The 19,179-nt window shown below is 61.1% G+C and carries 19 protein-coding genes; 8 read left to right on the plus strand and 11 right to left on the minus strand.

From position 1 onward, the window contains the following. Position 1: 1 nt before the first annotated feature. Entirely contained in the window at positions 2-1,081 is a 1,080-nt protein-coding gene (locus H4P12_RS07820; RefSeq protein WP_187793085.1) for a PA0069 family radical SAM protein, read from the plus strand. 4 nt (positions 1,082-1,085) lie between these two features. Here the strand turns inward: H4P12_RS07820 and bmt are convergent, their stop codons facing one another. From bmt to rpsF, 4 genes are all read right to left on the minus strand, one after another. Then, on the minus strand, positions 1,086-2,054 hold the full coding sequence (bmt, locus tag H4P12_RS07825) for a betaine--homocysteine S-methyltransferase (RefSeq protein ID WP_187793086.1): 969 nt from the start codon (positions 2,052-2,054) through the stop codon (positions 1,086-1,088). Positions 2,055-2,228: 174 nt separating this feature from the next. Continuing rightward, positions 2,229-2,822 carry a 50S ribosomal protein L9 gene (rplI, locus tag H4P12_RS07830; protein WP_187793087.1) on the minus strand — a complete coding sequence of 198 codons (594 nt, stop codon included), beginning with the start codon at positions 2,820-2,822 and terminating at the stop codon, positions 2,229-2,231. A 12-nt stretch (positions 2,823-2,834) separates the two neighbouring features. Further along, positions 2,835-3,062, minus strand: coding sequence for a 30S ribosomal protein S18 (gene rpsR, locus H4P12_RS07835; RefSeq protein WP_187793088.1), 228 nt, complete (start codon positions 3,060-3,062; stop codon positions 2,835-2,837). A 14-nt stretch (positions 3,063-3,076) separates the two neighbouring features. After that, positions 3,077-3,466 (minus strand): 30S ribosomal protein S6, encoded by a 390-nt coding sequence (rpsF, locus tag H4P12_RS07840; protein WP_187793089.1) that lies wholly within the window; start codon positions 3,464-3,466, stop codon positions 3,077-3,079. A gap of 274 nt (positions 3,467-3,740) precedes the next feature. On the opposite strand from rpsF, the gene speB reads away from it, so the two are divergent. The 4 genes from speB to H4P12_RS07860 all read left to right on the plus strand — a co-directional run bounded on the left by speB (position 3,741) and on the right by H4P12_RS07860 (position 7,579). Further along, positions 3,741-4,703 carry an agmatinase gene (speB, locus tag H4P12_RS07845; protein WP_187793090.1) on the plus strand — a complete coding sequence of 321 codons (963 nt, stop codon included), beginning with the start codon at positions 3,741-3,743 and terminating at the stop codon, positions 4,701-4,703. A 10-nt stretch (positions 4,704-4,713) separates the two neighbouring features. After that, the gene (gene prfA, locus H4P12_RS07850; protein ID WP_187793091.1) at positions 4,714-5,766 is read left to right on the plus strand and encodes a peptide chain release factor 1; all 1,053 of its coding nucleotides are present in this window, start codon (positions 4,714-4,716) and stop codon (positions 5,764-5,766) included. Beyond that, positions 5,763-6,587: a peptide chain release factor N(5)-glutamine methyltransferase gene (gene prmC, locus H4P12_RS07855; RefSeq protein ID WP_187793092.1), complete on the plus strand. Its 825-nt coding sequence runs from the start codon at positions 5,763-5,765 to the stop codon at positions 6,585-6,587. The genes prfA and prmC overlap by 4 nt, the downstream gene beginning before the upstream one ends. A gap of 263 nt (positions 6,588-6,850) precedes the next feature. Further along, on the plus strand, positions 6,851-7,579 hold the full coding sequence (locus tag H4P12_RS07860; RefSeq protein ID WP_187793093.1) for a DUF4167 domain-containing protein: 729 nt from the start codon (positions 6,851-6,853) through the stop codon (positions 7,577-7,579). A gap of 53 nt (positions 7,580-7,632) precedes the next feature. Here H4P12_RS07860 and rsmA read toward each other — a convergent pair whose 3' ends face one another. From rsmA to lptF, 6 genes are all read right to left on the minus strand, one after another. Beyond that, positions 7,633-8,487, minus strand: coding sequence for a 16S rRNA (adenine(1518)-N(6)/adenine(1519)-N(6))-dimethyltransferase RsmA (rsmA, locus tag H4P12_RS07865; protein WP_187793094.1), 855 nt, complete (start codon positions 8,485-8,487; stop codon positions 7,633-7,635). Between the two features lie 64 nt (positions 8,488-8,551). Then, a complete protein-coding gene (pdxA, locus tag H4P12_RS07870; RefSeq protein WP_187793095.1) occupies positions 8,552-9,517 on the minus strand; it encodes a 4-hydroxythreonine-4-phosphate dehydrogenase PdxA in 966 nt (321 codons plus the stop codon). Positions 9,518-9,520: 3 nt separating this feature from the next. Then, positions 9,521-10,792, minus strand: a complete 1,272-nt coding sequence (locus H4P12_RS07875; RefSeq protein WP_187793096.1) for a peptidylprolyl isomerase — start codon at positions 10,790-10,792, stop codon at positions 9,521-9,523. Positions 10,793-10,825: 33 nt separating this feature from the next. Further along, positions 10,826-13,204: an LPS-assembly protein LptD gene (locus H4P12_RS07880; protein ID WP_187793097.1), complete on the minus strand. Its 2,379-nt coding sequence runs from the start codon at positions 13,202-13,204 to the stop codon at positions 10,826-10,828. Beyond that, entirely contained in the window at positions 13,201-14,310 is a 1,110-nt protein-coding gene (gene lptG, locus H4P12_RS07885) for an LPS export ABC transporter permease LptG (protein WP_187793098.1), read from the minus strand. The genes H4P12_RS07880 and lptG overlap by 4 nt, the downstream gene beginning before the upstream one ends. Then, complete coding sequence (lptF, locus tag H4P12_RS07890) at positions 14,307-15,440, minus strand: LPS export ABC transporter permease LptF (RefSeq protein ID WP_187793099.1); 1,134 nt, start codon at positions 15,438-15,440, stop codon at positions 14,307-14,309. The genes lptG and lptF overlap by 4 nt, the downstream gene beginning before the upstream one ends. A 119-nt stretch (positions 15,441-15,559) precedes the next feature. Here lptF and H4P12_RS07895 point away from each other — a divergent pair, with 119 nt between their 5' ends. The 3 genes from H4P12_RS07895 to H4P12_RS07905 all read left to right on the plus strand — a co-directional run bounded on the left by H4P12_RS07895 (position 15,560) and on the right by H4P12_RS07905 (position 18,741). After that, positions 15,560-17,146, plus strand: a complete 1,587-nt coding sequence (locus H4P12_RS07895) for a leucyl aminopeptidase (RefSeq protein WP_187793100.1) — start codon at positions 15,560-15,562, stop codon at positions 17,144-17,146. Positions 17,147-17,152: 6 nt separating this feature from the next. Next, positions 17,153-17,602: a DNA polymerase III subunit chi gene (locus tag H4P12_RS07900; RefSeq protein ID WP_187793101.1), complete on the plus strand. Its 450-nt coding sequence runs from the start codon at positions 17,153-17,155 to the stop codon at positions 17,600-17,602. Between the two features lie 125 nt (positions 17,603-17,727). After that, positions 17,728-18,741: an acyltransferase family protein gene (locus tag H4P12_RS07905; protein WP_187793102.1), complete on the plus strand. Its 1,014-nt coding sequence runs from the start codon at positions 17,728-17,730 to the stop codon at positions 18,739-18,741. On the opposite strand, the gene H4P12_RS07910 is transcribed toward H4P12_RS07905, so the two are convergent. Beyond that, complete coding sequence (locus H4P12_RS07910; protein WP_187793103.1) at positions 18,730-19,179, minus strand: hypothetical protein; 450 nt, start codon at positions 19,177-19,179, stop codon at positions 18,730-18,732. The genes H4P12_RS07905 and H4P12_RS07910 overlap by 12 nt on opposite strands.

Here is a 19,179-nt window from a genome sequence, read left to right on the forward strand (position 1 = left end):
CATGCTACCAAGACGCAATCCAGATGAAATCCTGAAGGCCCGCGGGGCCGACAAACGCCCGGATGGACGGTTTGAGCCATATCGGCGAGAGCGTGAAGATGATGGCTGGGACATCCCCGAGGAAGAACGTCTTTTGCGGACCGAGGTGGTATCGGAGAGCCCGCGCAGCATCATTGCCCGCAATACCTCGCCCGATATTCCGTTTGACCGGTCGATCAACCCCTATCGCGGGTGTGAGCATGGCTGCATCTATTGCTTTGCACGGCCCAGCCATTCCTATCTGGGGCTGTCGCCGGGGCTGGATTTTGAAACCAAGATTACCGCCAAGCCGACGGCCCCGGCATTGCTGGAAAAAGAAATCGCCCGCCCGTCCTATCGGGTCGCGCCGATTGCGCTTGGCACGAATACCGACCCCTATCAGCCGATTGAATCGAAGCTGGCGATTATGCCGGGCATCCTGCGGGTGCTGCGCGACTGGAACCATCCGGTAACGCTGGTGACACGTGGACGGACGGTGTTGCGCGATCTGGACCTGTGGGCGGAAATGGCGGCCAAGGACCAGGCGGCTGTCGGTGTCAGCGTGACCACGCTGGACGCCGAACTGTCCCGCGCGATGGAGCCGCGGGCACCCGCGCCAGCCACGCGATTGAAGATGATCCATGATCTGGCAAAGGCGGGCATTCCGGTTCGCGTCATGGTCGCCCCGATTATCCCGGTGCTGAATGAACCTGAAATCGAAGCGATCCTGACTGCCGCGCGGGATGCCGGGGCCACCACCGCCAGCATGATCCCGGTGCGCCTGCCGCATGAGGTCGCCCCGCTGTTTCGGGATTGGCTGGCACGGCACAAGCCGGGAATGGCCGCGCATATCATGAACCGGGTGCAGGCCATGCGCGGCGGGCGCGACAATGATCCGCGCTTTGGACAGCGCTTCAAAGGGCAGGGGGCCGAGGCGCAATTGGCGCTGCAACGCTTTCGGCTGGCCCGCAAACGGCTTGGCTATCGTGAAGGGAGCCCGCCATTGGATTGCAGCAGGTTTGGCCCCCCGCCAAAAGCCGGGGATCAACTGTCATTATTCTGAAAGCTCAAAGGCCGCCGTCGCGGTCGGGGCCGGTTCCATCCAGTTGCGCCGCGATCAACTCGGGCGTCGGTCGTGGCCCTTGTGGGCGATTTTCCAGCGCATCGCGCATGGCACGCAGGTGGGCGGGGCTGGTGCCGCAGCAGCCGCCGATGATCCTGACGCCCAGATCGCGGGCCAGAACCGCGTATTTCGCCATCAGTTCCGGGGTGCCGTCATAGTGCAGGTGACCGTGATCCATGCGCGGAATGCCCGCATTGCCCTTGGCGATCAGCGGGCGTTCAGTGCCCGTGGCGGTCAGCGCCAACACCGCCCGCAACAGATCGGACGCCCCCACTCCACAATTGGCCCCATAGGCAAGTGGGCGGTTGCGCAGCCGTTCGACCAGCGATGCCAGCTTGGCGGGCGCCAGCCCCATCAGGGTGCGACCCGCGGTGTCAAAACTCATCATCCCGCACCATGGCATGCCGGTCAGATCAATGGCTTCCGCCGCCGCCCGGAATTCTTCTTCCGAGCTGATGGTTTCCAGCCACAAGACGTCTGCGCCTCCGGCCCTCAGGGCTTCGGCCTGTTCATGGAACATTTCGACGGCGCGATCATGCGTCAGCCCGCCCATCGGGGCCATGATCTCACCCGTTGGTCCCATGCTGCCCGCAACGATGACCGGACGGCCTGCGCGGTCTGCAACCTCGCGCCCGATTTCAGCGGCGATGCGGTTCAGTTCGGTGACCCGCGATGCGGCATTACGCAGTTTCAGCCGGCTGGCATTGCCGCCGAAACTGTTGGTCAGGAACAGATCAGCGCCTGCATCGACCGAATCCTGATACAGTTTGCGAATGCGATCGGGATGCTCGGCGTTCCAAAGTTCGGGCGGCTCATTCGAGGGCAGACCCATATTGAACAGGTTTGTGCCAGTCGCGCCATCGGCCATCAGCCAATCGCGATCCGTCAGAAGTTGGCCGAGTGGGTCGGGCATTCCTGCTCCTTCCAGAAACGGCGCACCCGCCGTCGTTGGTCGATCGCCTAATATCAGGTCCATATCAAAATCTGCTTTGTATCAATAGGGCCGACCACAACTTATCGGCAATTCAAAGAATAAAAAACCGCGCCAGAGGACTGGCGCGGCTTGATAATTGTCAGGTGCAGGAAATCAGTTCCGGTCGTTATCCTGGGCGTCGTCGTCCGACGAAGCACCGCCGATATCGTCGAACAATTCGGCGATCTCGAATTCTGCCTCTGCATCGGCTTCTGCGGCCAGATCCTGAATCGATTTGCCCTGCGCTTGCAGTTCAGCCTCTTCGGTCGAACGTGCGACGTTCAGAACGATGGTGGCTTCGACTTCAGGATGCAGCACAATAGCGACGTCGTGCAGACCCAGTTCCTTGATCGGCTGACCCAGAACGATCTGTTTGCGGTCGACGGTGAAGCCAGCTTCGGTCGCCACGTCGGCGGCGTCACGGGTCGTCACCGAACCGTACAGCGCGCCAGCGTCCGATGCCGAACGGATGATGACGAAGGTTTCGCCGTCCAGCTTGTCGGCGATCTTCTGCGCGTCAGCTTTCGATTCGGCGTTGCGGGCTTCCAGTTGCACTTTCTGGTTTTCGAATGCCTTGATGTTGGCGTCCGACGCACGAAGTGCTTTGCCCTGAGGCAGCAGGAAGTTGCGGGCATAGCCCTGTTTCACGTTGACGACTTCGCCCATCTGGCCAAGTTTCGCGACGCGTTCCAGCAGGATGACTTGCATGTTCAGGTCTCCTTACTTCACGACATAGGGCAGCAGCGCCAGAAAACGAGCGCGCTTGATTGCCTGTGCCAGTTTGCGCTGGTTCTTTGCCGAAACAGCAGTGATGCGCGAAGGAACGATCTTGCCACGCTCGGAAATGTAGCGTTGCAGCAGACGGGTGTCCTTATAGTCGATTTTCGGGGCGTTTTCGCCGCCAAACGGATCGACCTTGCGACGACGGAAGAATGGTTTGTTCGCCATTGTCTCAGATCTCCTTAGCTGCGCTCGCGGCGTTCACGACGCTCGCCACGCTCACCGCGTTCACCGCGTTCACCACGCTCTTCACGTTTTTGCATCTGCACCGAGGGGCCTTCCTCGTGCTCGTCGACCTTGATGGTCATGACGCGCATGACGTCATCATGCAGACGGGCCAGACGCTCCATTTCCTGCACGGCGGCCGAAGGCGCGTCCGAACGCAGGAAGGCGTAATGGCCTTTGCGGTTCTTGTTGATCTTGTAGGCGAGGGTGCGGACCCCCCAATATTCGTTCTCTACGACCTTGCCGCCGTTATCGGCCAGAATGGTCGAGAAATGTTCGATCAGCCCTTCGGCCTGCGTGTTCGACAGGTCCTGGCGAGCGATCAGCACATGCTCGTACAGAGGCATGGCATCCCTTTCATGTTCAGGCGCACTTCATAGGCGGTAACCCTTCCGCACCCGCCACGAGAGGTTGCGCCGGTTGCGATATCCCGGCGGAAGGATGGGGTCTTATAGCTGCGAATGCTGCAGATGCAAGGTGATTCGGGGTGGCGAGACCGGGGGTTGCACACCCCCGGACCCCCGTGGGGTATTTTTGCAAAGAAGAATTCGGGCGGCCCGACATCACTTGCGGTCTGGCGCGTTGCTGGGCAGTCTGATGGTTTGGATCAGAGGGATGCGCATGGCACTGGAAGATGCGAAAAATCAGGTAGATCAGGCTTTTACGCGCAGCGATCCGCGCGGGCTGTCCTATGAGAACGCTTTTGGTGGGGCCGTCAGCTTTTTGCGGCGGCGATATACCAAGGATCTGGCTGGCGTTGATATTGCCGTGACTGGCATCCCCTTCGATCAGGCGGTGACGCATCGGCCCGGCACCCGCTTTGGGCCGCGCGCGATCCGCGAGGCTTCGACCCTGCAGCCCTATGATCAGCCCTACGGGTGGGGCTATGACCCACTTGGCCTGCTGAATGTCGTCGATTACGGCGACATGGCGTTCGATTATGCCAATACGCGTGAGGTTCCTGCCCGGATCGAGGCGCATATCGGTGGCATAATGGACAGCGGCGCCGCTCCGGTCACGCTGGGCGGGGATCACTTCATCACGCTGCCGATCTTGCGCGCCGTCGCCGTGCGGCGGGGGCCGGTGGCGTTGATTCAGTTCGATGCCCATTCCGACACCTGGGTCGATGATGATCCAGACCGGATCGACCATGGGACGTTTCTCTACAAGGCCATCAAGGAAGGGGTCGTCGATCCGGCAGCCAGTGTGTCGGTCGGGATCAGGACGGATAATCCCGATACTTTGGGCGTGACGATCCTGGATGCGCCATCGCTGCATCGTGACGGGGTGGACGCGACCTTGACGCGGATCAGGCAGGTGATCGGGGATCGGCCTGTCTATATCACCTTTGACATTGATGCGCTGGACCCGGCTTTTGCGCCGGGCACGGGCACACCCGTTTGGGGTGGTCTGGCAAGCTGGCAGGCGGCCGCGTTGTTGCGCGGTCTGGCGGGCGTCGATCTGATCGGTGGCGACGTGGTCGAGGTTTCGCCGCCCTATGACACGACCGGCGCGACCGCGATTTCCGGGGCGCATGTCGCGACCGAGCTGATTGCGCTTTACGGCTGGACGCGGCGGGGATAATTCGCGCTGCATGTTGCCAGAAGATCGCCTTGTCCAGATCAGCCAGCGTTTCGAATATCTCGAAGCGCAGTTGAATGCTGGTGCCGCCCCGGATCAGATCGCCCGGATCAGCCGCGAATATTCCGAGTTGAAACCGGTGGTCGAGGAAATCGATCAATGGCGCGCAGCGCGCGACGGCATCGCCGAGGCGCAGCTGATGCTGGCCGATCCCGAGATGCGCGAACTGGCCGAAGATGAACTGGCCCGGCTGCACCAGGAACTGCCCCGGCTGGAGCAGAAGTTGCGGATTGCGCTGCTGCCCAAGGATGCGGCGGATGCGCGGCCTGCGATCGTCGAAATCCGGCCCGGCACCGGGGGGGATGAGGCGGCTTTGTTCGCGGGTAATCTGCTCAGCATGTATCGCCGTTATGCCGAATCGCAGGGGTGGAAATTTCAGCTTCTGGAACTGACTGAAACCGAATTGGGTGGGATCAAGGAAGCCACGGCCCGGATCGAAGGCGAGGGTGTCTTTGCCCGGTTGAAATACGAATCTGGTGTGCACCGCGTTCAGCGGGTGCCTGAAACCGAATCCGGCGGGCGTATTCATACCAGTGCGGCGACCGTCGCCGTTCTGCCCGAGGCCGAAGATGTTGATATCGACATCCCTGCAGGTGACATCCGCATCGACACCATGCGCGCCAGTGGCGCGGGCGGGCAGCACGTCAACACCACGGATTCGGCGGTCCGTATCACGCATATCCCGACCGGGATCGTGGTGACGAGTTCCGAAAAGTCGCAGCACCAGAACCGGGCCAATGCGATGGCGGTGCTGCGTGCGCGGCTGTATGACATGGAGCGCCAGCGGGTTGATGCCGAACGCGCGGCCGATCGCAAAAACCAGGTTGGCAGCGGCGATCGCAGCGAACGCATCCGCACGTATAATTTCCCTCAGGGTCGGATGACCGATCATCGCATCAACCTGACGCTTTATGCGCTGGACCGGGTGATGGCCGGGGATCTGACCGAGATCATCGACGCGCTGATCGCACATGATCAGGCGGCGCGGCTGGCTGCTGACCAATGAAGCTGTCCGACGCTCGGGTGCAGGCGGCCACGCGTTTGCAGCAGGCGGGGATCGAAGGCTTTGCCCGTGATGCCGACCGTATCCTTGCGGCGGTCCTGGCGGTCGAGCCGGGGCGGCTGCGGATCATGCCGGACCGCGATCTGTCTGACGCAGAGGAGGACCGGTTGTGGGGCGGAATTGCCGCAAGGGCGCAGCACCAGCCTGTCGCACAGATCGTCGGGTTTCGCGATTTCTATGCGCATCGCTTCATGGTGACGCGCGATACGCTGGACCCGCGACCCGATACCGAAACCCTGGTCGAGGCCGCGTTGTCCCTGCCTTGGAAATCGGTTCTGGATATGGGCACGGGAACCGGTGCGATCCTGATTTCACTTCTGGCGGCGCGCACCGGGACCAGCGGAACGGGCACCGATATTTCCGAAGCTGCGCTTGATGTGGCGCGGCGGAATGCCCAAATCATAGGGGTGACGGCGGCGTTTCATCGTGCCGATTGGTATGATGGCGTTGACGGGCGCTTTGACCTGATTGTATCGAATCCACCCTATATCGCCCTGGATGAGATGACGGGATTGGCCCCCGATGTGCGGCTGTGGGAGCCTGAATCGGCCCTGACAGACGGCAAGGATGGATTGTCTGCCTATCGAGTCATCGCTGCAGGGGCGGCAAGGCATCTGACGCCCGGCGGAAATATGCTTGTCGAAATCGGCCCAAGCCAAGCAAGCGATGTATCGGCATTGTTCAATGATGCCGGTGCCTTGACGCGCGTGATCCCGGATCTGGACGGGCGGGATCGTGTGGTTTTGGCGCAATATCCAGCCTGAAATAGGCAGTTTGGGCCGAGATCGCCGATAATTTACAAGTTTTCCCTTGTCAGACCCGCCGGGGCATGATTATTCGGCATTGTGCAAGGGGCGGAAACGCTGCTGCACAGGTCAGCCTGACACAGCTATAGCCGAACTGGTGCTTAGGACAAAGCACTGCACGGGTTAAGGTCGGGCTGAACGGCGAGGCGATCATTTTTAAAGCTGCCAATGCCTCCTGAAACGCCGTCCAGACCAAACTGGAACCACTGACAGACAAACTGATGAGATCATCGAAATCACGTTCGCGTAACAAGTCGAATCGCCAGCGCTCGTTGGGGAATATCGTTAATCGGGTTTTTGATAGTTCAGGACCCGAAGGTAAGGTGCGTGGCACCCCTCAACAGATCATTGAAAAATATCTGACGCTGGCGCGGGACGCGCAGCTGTCCAACGACCGTGTGGCCGAGCAGAGCTTTCTGCAACATGCCGAACATTACACGCGGATGTTGGGCGAAGCTCAGCGCGAGATGGCTGAACGACAGCAACAGCATAATCAGCACCAACGCCAGGATGATGACGGCACCGCGCCGGCGCATGATGGCAATGGAAATGGTCATACCAGCAATAACGGGCATGGCCGGAACCATAACCGCGACAATAATCGCGATCAGGGTGGCCGGGATACTTACCGTGAGCGCACCTCTCGCGATGAAGAGAGTGCGTCACCTTCGCGTCAGGATATGCAAGAGCCTGAACAGGGTATTCTTGCCGTGGATGACAGTGAAAAGGATGGCCTTCCGGCTGCCTTGGCTGCATCTGACGAGGATGACGCAACCGGCCTGATCGAGACTCCGGAAAATGCGCCGAAACCGGCGCGGGCACGGACTCCTCGTCCCCGAACGCCACGTGCGCCGGGAACCGCTACGCGTGGCCGTCGCAAGGCGACCGATGCGGATGAGGGTGCCGCTGCTGCGCCGCAGGCCGAGCCCGAAACACCGGATCAGGACTGATTATCAGCTTATGATAATGAACAAGGGCCGCGGCATTGCCAGCGGCCCTTTTCTTATGCGCTGCTTCGCGCGGCTTTCAGCAGACGGGCCAGCGCACAGAAATGTTCCAGATCCACTTCCTCGGCCCGTTGCGTTGGCGCAATACCGGCCTGTGCAAGGAGTGCCTCGATATCGGGGTGCAGGCCGCGCAGCGAGGCACGCAGCATTTTGCGCCGCTGGTTGAAGGCGGCAGCAGTTACCTGTGACAAAACCGCCGGATCGGCCGAATAACGCGGTTCCGGCAGCGCGGTCAGGTGAACGACCGCCGAGCTGATCTTGGGCGGCGGAACAAAGGCTTCGGGTGGCAGTGTCATCACGATGCGTGCATCGGCACGCCATTGCGCCAGAAGGGCAAGGCGGCCATAGGCTTTGCTGCCCGGCGTGGCGACGATGCGTTCCGCCACCTCTTTCTGGAACATCAGTGTCAGCGATTGCCAGAACGGCGGCCATTCCGGCGGTGTCAGCCAGCGAACCAGCAATTCCGTGCCCACGTTATAGGGCAGGTTCGCCGCAATGCGGATCGGGGGCGTCAGATGTGCCAGCGGGTCGATGTTCAGCGCATCGCCGTTGATGACGGTCAGGCGGCCCGGATAAACCGCGGCGATCTCGGCCAGAGCAGGCAGGGCGCGGGCGTCTTTTTCGATGGCGAGGACGTGGCGTGCGCCTTCGGCCAGCAATCCACGGGTCAGGCCGCCGGGACCGGGACCGATTTCAAGCACGTCATGTCCCGACAGCTCGCCCGCCTGCCGCGCGATCTTTGAGGTCAGGTTCAGATCCAGAAGGAAATTCTGACCAAGCTGTTTCCTGGCGCGCAGGTCGTGTTTCTGGATAACTTCGCGCAAGGGGGGCAGATTGTCGATCGTGCTCATGCTGGCAGCCTTGGGGGCTTTGCGCCCCCAAACCCCCGCAGGGTATTTTGACAAAGAAGAAGCGTCATGCGCGCGTCGCCGCCATATCGCGGGCCATGCGCAGGGCTGCGATGGTCGATTCAGGATCGGCCAAACCCTTGCCCGCAATGTCGAAGGCTGTGCCGTGATCCGGTGAGGTGCGGATGAAGGGCAGGCCAAGTGTGACATTCACACCGCCCGCAAAATCCAGTGTCTTGATCGGGATCAATGCCTGATCGTGATACGCGCAGATCGCGGCGTCATACCGGGCGCGCGCGGCCGGGTGAAACATCGTATCGGCGGGCAGGGGGCCGGTCAGGTCAAGACCCTCTTGGCGCAGGCGTTTCAACAGAGGAGTGAAGCGCGTCATCTCTTCCCGGCCCATGACGCCATTTTCGCCGGCATGCGGGTTGATGCCGGCAACCGCGATGCGTGGGTCGGCGATGCCGAAATCACGGATCAGCGCCGCGTGGGTGATGCGAATCGCGCTTTCCAATGTCTCATCGGTCAGTGCGGCGGGAACTTCTGCCAGCGGGATATGGATCGTTGCCGGAACCACGCGGCAAGCCGGCGTCACCGTTGTCGAGGCCAGCATCATCACGACAGGCACATCACCTGCCAGATGGGCCAGATATTCCGTATGGCCCGGAAAGGCGAACCCGGCCCCTTCTTTCAAGGCCTGCTTGTTGATCGGCAGGGTGGTGATGGCACTGGCCTGACCCTGCTGCACCAGTTGGACGGCGCGGGCAATAACCTCGATCACGCCCGTGGCGTTGGCCGGATTGGCCCGGCCAGGTGTGTTGGGTGCTGCGAATTGATGTGGCAGCACCGGCAGATGCCCTGCGGGAACCGGGTCGTTCGGAGCCGCAATCCTGGTGAAAGCCGTGCCTGCGGGCAAATGGCGGGGATCCCCGATCCATGCAAATTCCACCCCCGAGGCCAAGGCAAGCGGCGCCAGCTCTGGTCCGATGCCGGCTGGCTCTCCACAGGTCAGAAGGATGCGGCGGTCCATGGTTCAGGGGCGCCGGACAATCGCATCCGCGCGCAGTTCCGCCAGATAGGCTTCTGCTGCGGCATTCGCCTTGCGATTGAAAATCGCGCTGCGGACCTGTTCACGGCTGGGCAGGGCATTCGCGTTAGGCACCGCGGCCTCGACCCCATCTTCGGGCCGTGCGGTGGTGGCAACGTCATTCTGCATTTCGGCGACCAGCGCGGGTTGACGAGAGCAGAGCATGACCAGATCGACCGAGCCGCCATAGTTTACGAAGCCTGCCTCATCATCATCCAGGGATGCAAGGCGGGTGGCGATCAAGGTTGGGATCTGGCCCTGCGGCATTGTCTGGCGCTGGACCTGTGCGGCGACCTGTGGACCTGCCTGCACATAAAGATCGTCACAGCTATTGGCGCGGGCGGCAAGGGTTGCGGCGTCGGTCGTGTTGGCCATCCGCAGCGTCAGGTAGTCAATGACCTGATCGGTCGCGCCCGGACGCAGGGTGCCCTGAGTGTCGCGCATGTAAAACAGGACGACTGCGCCCTGAACCGGCAATGGCTGGCTGACCTGACCCGGTTGCAGCGAGGACAGGACCGGCAACAGGCCGGGCGGCAGATTGTCGACATTCATCCATGCCAGACGCCCCCCGGCGGGGGCCGATTCCGAGGCTGAATATTCGCGCGCGGCAGCGGCGAACTGATTTTCGCTAAGGTTGGAGCCCGAAATGCGGCGGGCCAGGTTCAGGGCCTGTTCCTCTTGGCCGGCGGGGGCGGGGATCACAAGTTCCGACACCAGCACGCGGGACAGGATCGGGGTTTCGATCTGACGCTTCAGTTCCTGATCAATCTCGGCATCCGAGACGTTGATCATGCCAACGAAACGCTGGCGAATAACCTCACGCCAGACGGTGCCGGCGGCGATGAATTCGCGGAAGGTTGAAACATCCACGCCAGCCTGCTCCAGACGGGCGACAAATTCGGCGGCCGACAGGTTTGCACGGCCCGCAAATTCTTCCATCCCGGTCTGGATGGCTTCATCGGTCGGTTCCATTCCCATCTGCTTGCCGGCAAAGGTGCGCAGTCGGTCCTGAACGAGGGCGTCCTGCGCCTCCTTGGCCGTGGTTTGCGATGCGCCAAGGATTTGCATGAAACGTTGGCGTTGCTGCACCTCGTAACGGGTTACGGCAGAATCGTTGATATAGATCACCGGCTCGAACAGGTTCTGCGCAAGCACCGGCGTGACCGAGCCCATCAGCAAGGTCGCCGAAATGGCGATGCCAGAAAGTAAATGCCGCATATGCTGCCCCCAAATCATTCTTTGCCGGTCAGATTAGCGCAAGCAGCTGCGCCGCGCCACTGTGCCGGGACCGTCTTTTTGTGAGCCGAAACCACCAAGGCGAACCGAAAAGCCCACGCTGGTTTCAGCCTGAACGCTGTCAGAGGAGGTAAAGCGTCTTTCGATGCCCATGTCGACCGTGATGCATTCATTGCGATAGGTAAGGTCCAGTGCCGCGCTTTGCGCACTGTCCGCGACAAAGTCATAGCGTGTTTCCGCGTTGCCCCACCAGCCATCTTTGATTTGCCAGCCAACATTGCCGGTAAACTCATTGATATCGGCGTCGCGACCCTCGTCCGTGTCGCCATTGATCCAAAGATGTCCGGCTGACACCTGCAGATCCTGACGCAGCCAACCCAATCGTAATTCATTGCGCGACATCTCCAGCGAATCATCGAACAGCGCGCGGTTCACGACGGCCAGACCATCGCCGCTGTCGTAATTCGCCGCCAGCAGCCAATCGGATTGACGGCCATAAAGCGGTGATTGCCGGCCAAACGCTTCCTCGACGTGATCGCGAAACACGCGGCCGCCGGTCAATCCCAACGACCAGCCGCTTGGGTCAAGCCGGGTCCAGGTGACGCCGACATTGGCCCGCAATCCGGTTTCACGCGCGTCGTAGCCGGGAAAGCGATTGTCCGAAATTAAATTGCCTTCGTCGAATTCGATCAGGCGGCTGTCTTCGTTCGGGATGTCTTCGTCGTTGCCACGCGGCGACCACAGGATCTGGGCAACGGGTTCCAGCATATAGGTGGCGCTGCCATCGCTGCCTGCCAGTGGCCAGCGCAGTTCCACACCCACGACAGGATCCGCGCGGGTCACGATGTCATCGTAATTGCTGTCCTGCGAGATGCGATAGATGTCCGCGTCAAGACCGGCAATCGCCGCACCGACGATGCCGCCGGGCAGAATTTCCGTCCGGCGCCAGTCCAGGCCAAACGATCCACGGGCAACATCACGGCCGATCATATCTTCGTCCGAAGGGCGGCGATGGGCGTGGGCCGACCATTCCATCAACGCTTGGCCGCCGATCCAGCCCGGCGTCAGGCGGCGCAGCCAGATGGCGTCGGCCACCTGCGCGGGAGAGACGCTGTTATCTTCGTCGTCGCGCAGCGAATGATAGTTGCCGACACGCGCAAATACCAACTTGTCGCGGGTCACACGGTTCAGGATCACACCACTCCACAGACGGTCGGCATCGGTGACGTCATAATCCAGCAAATAGCTGCGGTCGGACGCGACCTGCACCTGAATGCCCAGTTGATAGTCGCGCGGCAGTTCGACCAGCGCGTTGCCGAACAGATAGCCGCGGGTCTCATCCGGTTCGATGTCGTCCCGGCTGATCGCGCCGTTCCATTCGGTGACGGCATTGCTCCATGCGCGGCGATAGCGCAGTTCCAGCGTCCGCGTCCGGCTGGTCGACAGATAGGGGGTCAGCGTCAGGTCGGCACTATCGCCCAGCGTGATGAAATAGGGCAGCTTCATCCCGAAACCCAGACGGGAGGTCGTGCGGAACTCTGGTCGCAGAAAGCCTGTGCGGCGTTCGACCGTGGGGTCGGGTGCGGTGACGGTAAAGGGGGCTGCCGCGATTGGCACGCCGAATGCACGAAACTGGGGGTGCTCGAACGTGATCAGCCGGGTTTCGGCATCGTGGGTGATCTTGCGGGCGCGGATTTCCCACAGCGGGGTCGGGTCGCTGGCACAGATCTGGCAGGATGAGGCAACCACATTCGTCAGGTTGGTCATGCGGCCGTTTCCGGTCCGCGTCAGTTCATCCGAGGCAAGCTGCAATTCGCGGGCAATGACCAATCGTGCACCACGAATGATGCCATCTTGCAATTCGCTGTCCAACTGGCCGGAATCAGCGATCAGGATCGCCTCTTCATCCGGCTTGACCGCGCCGGGCCGTGACAGGTGAATTGGGCCCTGAATGGTCAGATCGCCGCTGGCCCCGTCAACGACGATGCGCGATGCCACCAGCCGTGATCCCTGATACCAGACCACAACGCCACCGGCAGCAATCAGCGTGCGATCCCCCTGCAGCGTCATCGTATCGGCGAGAACCGTCGCCGAGTCGCCGGTATCGCCAACCGTCGGGCGGCTGCGAATGGTGACATTCGACGTGGGCGCGACCGATTCCAACGCGTTTGCTTCGGGCGTGCCATCATTGATGACACTGTCGCTTAGCGCGTCGGCCGCTGGGGCAAGCGCGGATTGGGTAGACCAGTTCAGGTCTGTCGATTGCACCATGCTGCCCGCGCCGAGGCCCGGATCTTCGGTCAACACGTCCTGCGCCAGGGCAAGCCCCGGCATCAGGGCAAGCCCCGCAAGGCCCGCGGACCACCGCCAGCCGTTCTGCCCCCGTCGCGTCATCCATCCTCCCGTGCAAGGATCATTGCCACCGCCAGCAGGCCACCGATCAAAGGTGGCGTCCAGCCTGCAATTGCTGGCAGAACCTGCCCGTTATCGCCCAAAACCTGCGCCAGATTTCGTAAAAAGAACAGTCCGATCCCGGCCCCAAAGGCCAGAAGAACTGCGATGCCGGTATTTCTGCCACGGATATGCTGCATGGTGAAGGCGGCGGCGATCAACACCATTGCGGCCATCAGAAATGGCCGTGCAAGTTCCATGTGCAACCAGACGCGGTGGCGTTCTGCGGAAAAACCTGCGCGTTCAAGGCCCGCGATGAAACCCGGCAACTGCCAGATCGGCACGGCCTCCGGGCGGCCAAAGCCGTCGCGAATGCGCTGCGCTGTCAGTTCGGATTCAAGCGTCAGGGTTTCCTGCGTTTGGGCCTCGGCCTCGGGGTTTTCGGCGGTCAGCGGGAAATCGCGGACTTGCGTCAGCGCCCATTCTCCGGGCTGCAATCTGGCTTGGCGTGCCTCGATCCGGCGAACCGGCCCGCTGTCTTCGTCAAAAACCATAAAGGTTGCGTCATACAATGTTGTCGCATCCGGGCTGGCGCGGCGGGCGCGAATGACAATCTGCCCGTTTGGCTTGCCATCCACTGTATCGGCCTGACGCAACCAGACCGCGCTGTCGCCCACCGAAACCGTTTGCTGTCCGTCACTTTCGATTTCGGCGACGGCATCGTCAAATTGCGCCCCGGTGACAGCGACCAGCGGGTTCAGCAGGCCCACGGTAATAATGCCGATCATGCCAGCCGTCAGCGCCGGTGCCGTCACGACCTTCAGGGCCGACCGGCCCGAGGCGCGGATCGCCACCATCTCCGAACTGCGCGCCAGCCCCAGAAACAGCGCAATTCCCGCCAGCACGGTCAGCAACGGCAGAATCGAATAGAAGCTGGAGGCGATGTTCAGCGTTGCCAGCCGCGCGGCCCCGCCAAGGCCGATATCATGGGCCGAAAAACGGCGGATCATTTCGATCATGTCGATCAGGAACAGGATCAACAGAAAGACCCCGGCCACCATCAGGAAGCTGCGCACAAAGCGACGCGAAACATACCGGGCAAGGATCATGTCGCATCCCCTGTCGTGCCGCATTTCATTCGCCGTGGCTTTGATGCAAGCCACAGCAGGACGATGCAGATACCGGCGCCGACCATCGCGGGCAGGTATAGCAACGGCCACAGATCGGTATTGCGGCCAACCTGATTGGCGGCAGCATTGCTGATGAATTGCACGACGATCAGGCCAAGAATGGCCCACAGCACCTGCCGCCAGACCCCGAAGCGAGAGAAGCCACCGATCATCAGTGTCGCAAAGCCGATCATTGCGGCAACCGGCGACAGCAGCGGTTGGGCGATGCGTTCATGCGCCTCTCGGCGGGCATCACCGGCAGTGGCGCCGGTTGCCTTCAGAAGCTGGGCATCGGGGTTCAGCAGACGCAGCGTGCCATAATCACGCAAATCGCGGCCTTTGCTGCTGCCTTCGGGCAGGACGTCGCCCATGTCATAGCTCAGTTCCTCAAATCGCGTGATCGCCAAGTTTCGCTTATCGTCCTTTTGGGTCAGGTTCTGCACCATCCCCTGCAACAGGACCAGCACCGGGCCGCTATCTGCGCGCACCAGAAGTGCCTCTTCCGAGGTGTAGAGGGTCTGATCGTTCGGATTGCGCGCATCTTCGATGAACACGTCAAGCAAACGCCCGTCATTGGCGATATCGCGGATAAACAGCGTCAGCCCATCGGTCGGATATTGGAACGTGCCGGGACGCAGGAATTGCGCGGTCATGTTTTCGGCCAGTTCCGACTGACGATCGGCCAAGCGCGCCCGTGCCATTGGCACCAGCCCATGCACCAGCACAGCGACCATCACACCGACAAAGACGCCAAAAATCAGAACGGGCCGCGCCAGCCGCCAGGGCGACAGGCCCGCCGCCTGCATCGCGACCAGCTCACTTTCGCCGGAAAGCCGGTTGGTGCCATATGCCGTCGCCACGAATGCCGCGACCGGCAGCACCACCGAAATCACCAAGGGCAGCGTCAGCGCGGTGAATTCCAGCACCACAAGCGCTGTTTGCCCGTCGTTCATCAGATCATCGAACAGGCTGACCGCCCGGTTGATCCAGTAAACCGAAACCAGCACCAGCGCGAAAAAGCCAAACAGTGTCAGCAGCAGGCTAAGAATGTATCGGTCTATCCGAGGCATAGGCGAGGCTGACTTTCTGAAACGAAGTGGTTTGCAAGCTTTAGCGGTAAGGGCGGCTCTGGAAAAGGGCCGGATGCGGGTCTAGGTTCATGACCAAGCAGACGCGAGGAACGCAAGACATGACGCATCCAGTCGAAATCACCTTTACCGAAACCGCGACGGACAAGCTGGCCGGCCATAAGGGCCGCGTTGCGCTGATCGTGGCGCCCGGTGGCCGCTTGCCAGCGGGCCTGCCGCGCAGCGCACGTGAAGCGGCCCAGCGGGCGATGGAATCAAAGACGGGAAAATCGCTGAAATCAGGGGGTGTGATCGAACTGGCCTATCCTGCCGGGATGCAGGCAGATGCACTGATGCTGGTCGGGCTTGCGGCAAATGCCTCGGGCATAGATGCGCGCAAGGCGGGTGCTGCCATTGGTGCCAAGTTGGGCAAGGATCATACGCTGGTTCTGGCAGGAACCCACAAGCATGCGTCGGAAATCGCGTTGGGCATCGCGCTGCGCGGCTATGATTTCTCGGTCTATCGGACCCGGAAGGACGATGCCGAAGGCGCTGCCGACATTGCCACCGACAGCGTGCCGCAGACCATCAATCGTGGTCAGGAGACTGCCGTTCTTGCGGATGCGCAGGCCGATACGACGCAGGACGTTGCGGATGAGCCTGTGTCCGAAAAGGCCAGGGTGACGTTCATGGTCAAAGATCCCCAAGCCCTTGCCAAGGCCGCAAAGGATGGCGCCGCGCTGGCCGAGGGTGTATTCTTTACCCGCGATCTGGTCAGCGAGCCGGCAAACATCCTGACCACGACCGATTTCGCCGACCGCTTGAAAGCGATGGAAGAAATCGGCCTGACGGTCGAGGTTCTGGAAGAAGACGAACTGGCCAGGCTGGGCATGCGCGCATTGTTGGCCGTGGGGCAGGGCAGCGCCTCGCCGTCAAAGGTCGTCGTCATGCGCTGGAACGGCAACGGGGACGAGGCTCCGTTGGCACTGGTTGGTAAAGGCGTTGTATTCGACAGCGGCGGTATTTCGATCAAACCGGCTGCCGGCATGGAAGAAATGACCATGGATATGGGCGGCGCAGGCGTCGTGGCGGGTGTCATGCGCACGCTGGCCCTGCGCCGGGCCAAGGCGAATGTCGTCGGGCTGGTCGGTCTGGTCGAAAACATGCCCGATGGTGCGGCGCAGCGTCCGGGCGATATCGTCAAGTCGATGAAGGGCGATACGATCGAGGTGATCAACACCGATGCCGAAGGTCGTTTGGTTCTGGCCGATGTGCTTTGGTATGCGCAGACTCGGTTCCAGCCCAAAGCCGTGATTGATCTGGCGACCTTGACCGGCGCGGTCATCATCGCGCTTGGCCATGACAATGCCGGCATTTTCTCGAATGACGACAAGCTGGCCGGTGATCTGCTGGCCGCCGCCAAGGCGGAGGATGAGGGCGCATGGCGTCTGCCCCTTGGGCCGGGGTATGATTCGCTGATCAATTCGCGACTGGCGGATATGAAAAATACCGGCGGTCGCGCGGCGGGTTCGATCACGGCCGCGCAGTTCCTGCAACGCTTCATCCGCAAGGATCAGCCTTGGGTGCATATAGATATCGCCGGGGTTGCGCTGCCTCCGGGCGCGACCGATCTTGCACCACGCGGTGCGACAGGCTGGGGCGTGATGACGCTGGACCGTCTGGTTCGCGACAAGTTCGAGGGCAAGTAGATCGGCATGGGAAACGCGCTGTTCTATCACCTGACCCGTTCCCCGGCCGAACACTTGTTGCCGGTGCTGATCGGCAAGTCGCTGGCGGCGGGTTGGCGGGTAGAACTGCGCGGCAAGGATGCCGAGCGCATGGACTGGCTGGACCGGCAATTGTGGCAGGGCGATGGCTTTCTGCCACATGGTCTGGCCGGTGGCCCGCGTGATGCCATGCAGCCCGTTCTTTTGACGGTGGCAGGACAGGCGTCCGCGAATGCATCAACCTGTCTGATGGCGTTGGACGGCGTTGCGGTTTCAACGGATGAAATCCCGAACCTGAACCGCGCCTGTATCATCTTCGATGGCGGCGACAGCGCTGCCGTCGCCCGTGCCCGCGACCAATGGCGCGAATTGACCGGCGCGGGCGTCACCGCCGAATATTGGTCCGAAGAGTCGGGACGGTGGGAACGAAAGCGCTAGAATATTGACCTGATACCGCCTGCAGGCACAGACAGGATCGTGATTGCACGACGCGCAACCGGTATTTTCCGGGGGACGCTTATCGTGTAGCGATATGTCCTGTGATCCGAGTGGCGAGTGCAAGAGTGAAGTATATTTACGAGTTGGATGGCGTTCGCGCGTTGAGCATCCTTGCGGTGCTAGCCGCCCATCTGTTGCCGCTTGGTCCCAGCTGGATGGACCTTAATTTCTCGTCCGGTCTGCTGGGGATGAGCTTGTTTTTCGCGCTGTCCGGGTTCCTGATTACAAACTTTCTGTATCAGACGCCCGACAGGATCGCGCCGTTCTTTATTCGCCGCAGTATGCGTATTCTGCCGCTTCTGTGGGTTTATGGCTTCATCGTCGCCGTGCTGATTTACAACCGGTGGGACAGTTTTGGTGCAATCGTCACCTTCACCCTTAATTATCGTGATGCCCAGATTTTGCCGGGCCTGTCGCATCTTTGGTCAATCTGCGTCGAATTTCACTTTTATCTCTTTATCGGCCTGTTGATCTGGGCCTTTGGGCGACGGGGCTTCTGGGCCGTTCCGGTCGTCTTTCTGATCATCCTGCTGCTGCGCATGGACCTGGGAGCAACATCAAATATCCGCACGCATTTGCGCGTGGATGAGATTTTCGCCGGCAGTCTGGCGGCACTGCTGTGGCAGAATCGCGATCACGGCTGGACGCGCAGGCTTTATCACGTGATTGGCAAAGGTTTCTGGCTGTGGTTCGCCCTGCTGCTGCTGTCGTGCCATAGATCCATGGAGGGGTTGATGTATTTCCGCCCGCTTTTCGGCTTCATGGTTCTGACCGCTTTACTGGACCATCAGGAAGGATGGTTGCGCCGCTTCCTGCGCTGGAATGTGTTCACCTATATCGCGGGGATTTCTTATGCGTTGTATATCTGGCACCCGCTGTTCCGCCTTGGTTGGTTGGGCGAGCAGGGGTCCAAAGTGTTCTTCTATCTGGTCAAACGCCCGATCGCGATATTCCTGACCTTCGTTGTGGCCCATATCTCGACCAACACGCTAGAGCGTTACTTCATGAATTTGGGCAGGCGGATCGAAAAGCGGGTGTCGCCGCCATCATCATCGCCCCTCCCCGAATCACGGGGCTGAGTTTTCGATCCCCGCTGGCGGCGCAGAAGGGTCCAGCACCATTGGCAGGATGAAGGTTTTGGGCTCTTGCCCCATGTCTGCGCTGAAGGCCGGCAGCGGGCTTAGATCGCGAACCGCCATGATGATGCGCAGATCCGTTTGCACCCGGCCGGTGGCGGGGTTCAGGGTGACATCCCTGATATGACCGTTCGGGTTTGCCTTCAGTCGCAGGACGATCCGCAACGGCTGGGTTCGATCCTTCAGTTCGGGCATCAACTGGGAAATCGGCAAACCTGCGAGCTGGGCCGATAGCTGTCTTGTCCATTCCCGCAGGTCTTGTGGCTGGGCGTTTTGGGCCTGTTCCGGTGCAATTGTTTGCTGTCCAAATGCGGGAAGGATGTTTCCGCCCAGAAAGCTGATCAGTGCGAGTGTCAGAAAGCGAGACTTAATCAAAGCCAT

This window comes from Paracoccus amoyensis (assembly GCF_014490725.1).
Classification (GTDB): Bacteria; Pseudomonadota; Alphaproteobacteria; order Rhodobacterales; family Rhodobacteraceae; genus Paracoccus; species Paracoccus amoyensis.